The organism is Serratia proteamaculans (assembly GCF_949794035.1).
GTDB classification, from domain to species: Bacteria; Pseudomonadota; Gammaproteobacteria; order Enterobacterales; family Enterobacteriaceae; genus Serratia; species Serratia proteamaculans.
The window spans coordinates 1-5,746 of the sequence record NZ_OX461107.1; the positions used below are offsets into that span (position 1 = coordinate 1).

A 5,746-nucleotide genomic window follows, 5' to 3' on the forward strand; every position below is an offset into this window, starting at 1 on the left:
ACTGCTGGAGCAACACCGTGATCGTTAAAATTCATTCACGGGGTGCCGGTTCTGGCAGCGGTCCCGTTGATTATCTGCTGGGCAAAGATCGCCAGCGTAGTGACGCCCGCGTGCTGCGGGGAGATGCCGAACGCACCCGCGAACTGATTGACGGCTGTGACTTTGCCCGCGCCTACACCTCCGGCGTGCTTTCCTTTCAGGAGGCTGACATTGCCGAGTCTGAAAAGGCGCGTCTGATGGACGAATGGGAACAGACACTGATGACCGGTCTCGACAAAGACCAGTACGCCTGTCTGTGGGTTGAGCATCAGGACAAAGGCCGCCTCGAGCTGAACTTCGTGATCCCGAACATCGAATTGCAGAGCGGGAAACGGCTGCAACCCTACTTTGACCGCGCAGACCGTCCGAGGGTAAACGCCTGGCAGACGCTGACCAACGACCGGCTCGGACTGCGCGACCCGAATGACCCCGCCTATCGCCGCCCGCTGACGCAGGCCAGCGATCTGCCGCGAGACAAACAGCAGGCAGCGGAAAAGCTGACCGCAGGTCTGATGAACCTGATGGCACAGGGCGCTATACGCAGCCGGCAGGACGTGGTGAATCAGCTCGAAAGCATTGGGCTCACCGTGGCGCGTGAAACCAGAAGCAGCATCAGTATTGCCGACCCGTCCGGCGGCAGAAACATCCGGCTGAAAGGAATGATTTATGAGCGAGATTTTAAATTTGGCGAAGGGCTTCGAGGAGAAATCGAAGCAGCAAGCGCAGGATACCGAGCAGAGCGTGAAGCGCGAGTTCGTGAGGCTGGAAACGTCTATCAGCGCGGAACTGCAATCAAGCTCGCAGAGCATCAGCAACGCTATCCGCGAGCAGAACGGCAGGCTGACGGGTATGATCAGAGCCACCGCGACCACCGCGCTGATCTGGATAGTGGTCTGCGCCGCGCTCCTGATTGGCATCCTGAGCGGGATAATCTGGTTTCAGGGGCAGATCATCAGCTCACGTCTGAGCGACATCGACGGCTACAGCCAGCTGCTGGCGAGCCTGAAAGCGAAAAGCGGCGCGGGGGTGACGATCTACAGCGACGACAGCCAGAAGAACGGTTATCTGGTGGTGCTGCCGGTGAAAGCACACGGCGTGGAAACCTACACTTCGACGGCGGGCAACACGGTGGTGAAGTACACCGCGAAATAACCCCGCCAGAACGCACAGAAACGCCCATGAACGATTTTGACCCACAGGACACAGAAAACCATGACCGAAATGGAAAAACAGCTTCTGAGCGCCTTAGAGAGCTTACAGGCCAGCTACGAACAACAGCATCAGGCGTGGCAGGAAAGCTACAGCAGTTTGCAGCACATGTTCGAGACTACCTCACAGGCACTGAACCGCAGCGACAGGGTGTGTCAGCACTTGAGCAATCAGGTGAACAGCTTGCGCGGTCAGGTCGAGAGCTTGAGCGACAATCTCAGCCGGTTAATGCGCTCGTAAAACAGCACGAACACCAGCTGAAATTGGAAAAGCAGCAGACCCGCTATCATGGTCTGACGCGTTAATTTGAGCGAAAATGCCACCAAATCAGGAGGGGTTATCGACACTTCTTGCACTGACTCTGATTAGTAACTCCATTATCCTTTAATCTATATCCAAAGATTTCCTTCAACTCAGCTTCAGTATCCGCCTTTGCGGTTTTGCACTTAGGACATGTGTGCGGCAACTTAATTTTTCCAGCCATAAAACACCTCAAAATGAACGAAGAGAACCATAATCCTTTCCCACACAGAAAACAGAGTCAACACCGAAACCCGTTTATCAGGTGAATGGTCTCACTTCGTGAAACCAAGTGCTCGAATTTAGCAGCAATCTGATAGATATCGGTGGTCATGCAGGATTTCACACATAGACACGATACCATCATAGTGTACAATGTACTCTGGTATTTCAAAGGAAATGACACAGTGAGCCATGCGATAGAGTTTATCGAAACGCCGATGTTTACCCGTCAGATAAAGCAAATCGCCACGGATGACGAGCTCAAAGATCTCCAGAAAGTGCTGATTGAATCACCGGACAAAGGCGATCTCATCAGGCAAACCGGCGGGCTGCGAAAAATCAGAATGGCGACCGGCGTACAGGGGAAAAGCGGCAGTGCGCGGGTGATTTACTTTCTGGCCACCGACGAGATTATCTATCTGGTGATGGCCTACCCGAAAAGCACCAAAGACAGCCTAACGGACGCCGAAAAATCCGACCTGAAAAAGCTGACGAAATTACTGAAAGATGAGGTGTAGCATGAGTTTTTTTGACGAACTGAAAGCGTCACTCGAAGAAGCCGTCGAGATCAAAAAAGGCGTTAAAGCGCCTGCCCGTGTGACACGCTACGAACTGGCTGACGTGAAGGCACTCCGCGCCCAGCTGAACGTGACGCAGGATGAAATGGCTAAGGTGCTTGGCACCAGCCTCGATACTATCAAAAGCTGGGAAACCGGCAGACGTAATCCGACAGGATTGGCGGCGAAGGTGCTGGCGACCATACAGGCCAACCCTAAATTCTTTCAGGAACTTGCCTCACATTAAGGCTTTATGACGGAAGGATTCGACAGGAGCCGCCGTTCGCGTGTAACTTTAACGGCAGAAAAAACAAAGCCCCGAATTCATATCTCAACTTGGCGGAAGGGAATATGAAGTCAGGGCTAGGCATAAAACCTAAGAAGGATATTAGCACATGCACAGTGCAAGACAACAGCCCGCCATAAGCTCAGGCGTGAGTGACTAACTCGGCTCTCGACCTGTTCAACGACCGCTTACCTAACAAACCGTATTTTTCGGACGATCTGCATTTTGGTGTACGCATCGCGGGAAAAGAGCGCGCAATCTTGGCGAAATACATTCAGTTCAACCAGCCTCACGCCATGTTCTGGCTAGGTTTTGACGTTGACCGTATCGGTGCAGCCATCGACTGGAGCGATCGCAATGCGCCCGCGCCTACGATGACCATCACCAACCCCGAAAATGGTCATGCTCACCTGCTTTATGCGCTGGAAACCTCGATTCGCACCGCACCCGACGGAAAAATGAAGCCGCTGAAGTACGCCGCTGCCGTAGAGAATGCGCTACGTAAAAAACTGGACGCTGACGTGGGTTATTCGGGGTTAATTTGCAAGAATCCGAACCACGGGTACTGGAAAATTGCTGTCTGGCAGCCAGAACTCTACACGTTGGATTGGCTGGCCGACTCGCTCGATCTAAACGCCGCGAACGACAAAGAAATCGTAGCCGACTATGGCTTAGGCCGTAACTGCACCCTGTTCGATAAAACCCGCAAGTGGGCTTACCGCGCGATACGTCAGGGCTGGCCGGAGTATGAACAGTGGCTACAAGCCTGCTACGAGCGTGGCAGAGCTTACAATTTGCAATTTCCAACTCCTCTTGACGATGGTGAAGTGATGGGAATAGCTAAAAGCATCGCTAAATGGACTGTGCACCATTTCTCCAAAGAAAGCTTTGATGATTATGTAAAACGAACTCATAGCTCTGAAATTCAGTCTGTTAGAGGTAGGGTCGGAGGAAAGATAAGTTCAGGTGGAGGAAGGAAAAAAAGCCTGTCTTCGCAAGAGAGTGAAAGTCCATGGGTAAACCTTGGTATCAGTAGGAGAGCTTTCTTTTATCAAAAAAAGAAAGCCAACTAAAATTTAGTTATCCAGTATTATGCTGAATCTCTTTAAGATCATTAGGAATGTTATCATTGTTGATATAAATAAGGCATAGCAAAAGAAAGAGGCGACAAGAAAAACATAGTAAGAAATTCCTGATGTTATTTTAATGTCGTAAAATGAAAGAACAGCAGAAAGTATAACAATGATTATTGATGTAAGTATTGCGAAGCAAATGTTTTGGCATAGCTCTTTGTAGAGAGCTATATTTTTCTTATAGGTTGTTTTTTTATCGGCTACAGTTTCTTTTTCTTCCTTTTCGATAATTTTGCTTTTCTGGTCATAAACCATTACAACAGCACTCATTAATAATGCGGTTGTAATTGAGCCAAAGTTAACCATAATACCAACTACCGAAGATGGCATGACTTTAAAAAAATAACAGATTAAAGCTGATATTATCAAAGGTGATATAAAATGAAGCCATAAATCTGCCTTGGGCAATGGATTAGAATCATCACCCTTTAAACTAGATATGTGGTTTGCAATCAACCAGTAAATGTTTATTTTATTCATATTGCGTACCCTTGCCCGTAAATGTCTGAAAGGAAGTCATTTATTTCTTCTTTTACAGCATTATGCAAGTCTTGCTCGTTAGGTTCGTTCGTTAGAGGGTCTATGTTAAGACTTGCATCATCTAAAGTGATAGACACGCCCTTTGCTATTATGTTCCTAAGTTCATAAATCTTGTCTTTTCCATTTACTTGGACTGTTATTTTCAACTTGTCACTGTTTGGTTCTAACAGTTCTATCAGTTTATTTTGTGATTTACTTTTATCTAGGTAGTCTGATACAAGACCCATTGAGTAGCCTTTATTCTTTACAACAAACTCGGCTGTTGTCCTATTCCCTATTAAGCGCATGGCGTCGGCAGTGTCTTTACTTACTTTATATCCAACAGCTTTAATTTCTGTTACAGGTGAGTCTTTTACTGCCTGAGGGATTTGCTCATGTAATAATGATCGAACACGCGCCTCTAATGGAGGAGTGTTTGCCATGAATCCATTTTCAATTATCCTTTTTATAGGAGTCCTTGCGTTTAATCTAGATGTATCATGGAATGCGATTATCCCAGTATCTAAACTATCTGGGAAATACATAAATATATATCTTCTTTTCTCAGTAACTTCATCATGATTTACTTTTTTATGATTTGTAGAAGATAGTTGCTTTTGTCTTACGGTGTAGTTCTCACCATAACGACCGGCATTAACATACCCGTATATAATTCTCTTGTTATCGTCAAAAGTAAGGCTTCCAGGAATTATGGAAACTATTAGTTTAGTATCGGTATCTTCAAGAGGGATGTTTGTGTTGCGATTAATAATACCTTTTACTATTTCATAGGCCTTTATATTTTGGTCGTTGTTCAACTCACCAAGCTTAAAGGACTTTCGAGACCTTGCTTTTAGCAACACTCTGAAAGAAGACATATGAACTGCGTGCATAGATACCTGCCATGGCTAATTGTTTTATTTTTACCGAATAATAGCTGAAAAATGTTTGCACTGAAACAAGCCTATATCAGATAACAGCCCTTTGCTGGGAGGGTGGTTTGCTTTGGCAGCAACCACAGAATCTGACATACTCTACCGCACTTTAAGCCAGTACACACAGCGTCCCCTCTACGAGGTGCCGTCTGTGACTGGTTCAGGGGGCTCGCCGCCCCCCGAAACCCCGGGCATCCACTGCGAAACTTTCGCACTTTGGGTGCGAATATTTCTCAGCGGAGTGAGAATGGAAAAGCGCACGAGAGAGATCAAAATCCGCCTGACCGACTCAGAGCATCAGCGTCTGATAGACCGGTGTGACCGTACCCATCTTGCCGAATGGCTGCGCCAGCTCGGTCTGGGAGAACACACCGCCAGAAAGCGCCGTCTGCCTGACGTGGCGCCCGAACTGCTGCGACAGGTCAGCGGGATAGGCAACAACCTCAATCAGATTGCCCGCCGCCTTAACCAGCTCGACGGACTGAACCCCACTGAGCGCGTTTCCCTGCTTGCGGTGTTAAACAGCCTTGACCGCAATCTCGGTGA

At 48.0% G+C, this 5,746-nt stretch carries 7 protein-coding genes and 1 pseudogene; 6 read left to right on the forward strand and 2 right to left on the reverse strand.

Going from position 1 to position 5,746, the window contains the following annotated elements; translation table 11 throughout:
• Positions 1-185 precede the first annotated feature (185 nt).
• The 5 genes and pseudogenes from QOT07_RS25925 to QOT07_RS25795 form a co-directional block, all read left to right on the forward strand.
• Positions 186-335: pseudogene (locus QOT07_RS25925) on the forward strand (plasmid mobilization relaxase MbeA); the annotation flags it as partial.
• Between the two features lie 925 nt (positions 336-1,260).
• Entirely contained in the window at positions 1,261-1,488 is a 228-nt protein-coding gene (locus QOT07_RS25780) for an MbeD family mobilization/exclusion protein (RefSeq protein ID WP_241229579.1), read from the forward strand.
• 467 nt (positions 1,489-1,955) lie between these two features.
• On the forward strand, positions 1,956-2,288 hold the full coding sequence (locus tag QOT07_RS25785) for a type II toxin-antitoxin system RelE/ParE family toxin (protein WP_283603850.1): 333 nt from the start codon (positions 1,956-1,958) through the stop codon (positions 2,286-2,288).
• A gap of 1 nt (position 2,289) precedes the next feature.
• Complete coding sequence (gene nadS, locus QOT07_RS25790; RefSeq protein WP_012442910.1) at positions 2,290-2,574, forward strand: NadS family protein; 285 nt, start codon at positions 2,290-2,292, stop codon at positions 2,572-2,574.
• A 191-nt stretch (positions 2,575-2,765) separates the two neighbouring features.
• Complete coding sequence (locus tag QOT07_RS25795) at positions 2,766-3,686, forward strand: replication initiation protein (protein ID WP_283604547.1); 921 nt, start codon at positions 2,766-2,768, stop codon at positions 3,684-3,686.
• A 3-nt stretch (positions 3,687-3,689) separates the two neighbouring features.
• Here the strand turns inward: QOT07_RS25795 and QOT07_RS25800 are convergent, their stop codons facing one another.
• Positions 3,690-4,226: a hypothetical protein gene (locus QOT07_RS25800; RefSeq protein WP_283604549.1), complete on the reverse strand. Its 537-nt coding sequence runs from the start codon at positions 4,224-4,226 to the stop codon at positions 3,690-3,692.
• A complete protein-coding gene (locus QOT07_RS25805; RefSeq protein ID WP_283604551.1) occupies positions 4,223-5,143 on the reverse strand; it encodes a hypothetical protein in 921 nt (306 codons plus the stop codon). The genes QOT07_RS25800 and QOT07_RS25805 overlap by 4 nt, the downstream gene beginning before the upstream one ends.
• A 304-nt stretch (positions 5,144-5,447) precedes the next feature.
• Here QOT07_RS25805 and QOT07_RS25810 point away from each other — a divergent pair.
• Positions 5,448-5,746, forward strand: a 299-nt coding sequence (locus QOT07_RS25810) for a plasmid mobilization protein (RefSeq protein ID WP_283604553.1), incomplete at its 3' end; no start/stop codon positions are given.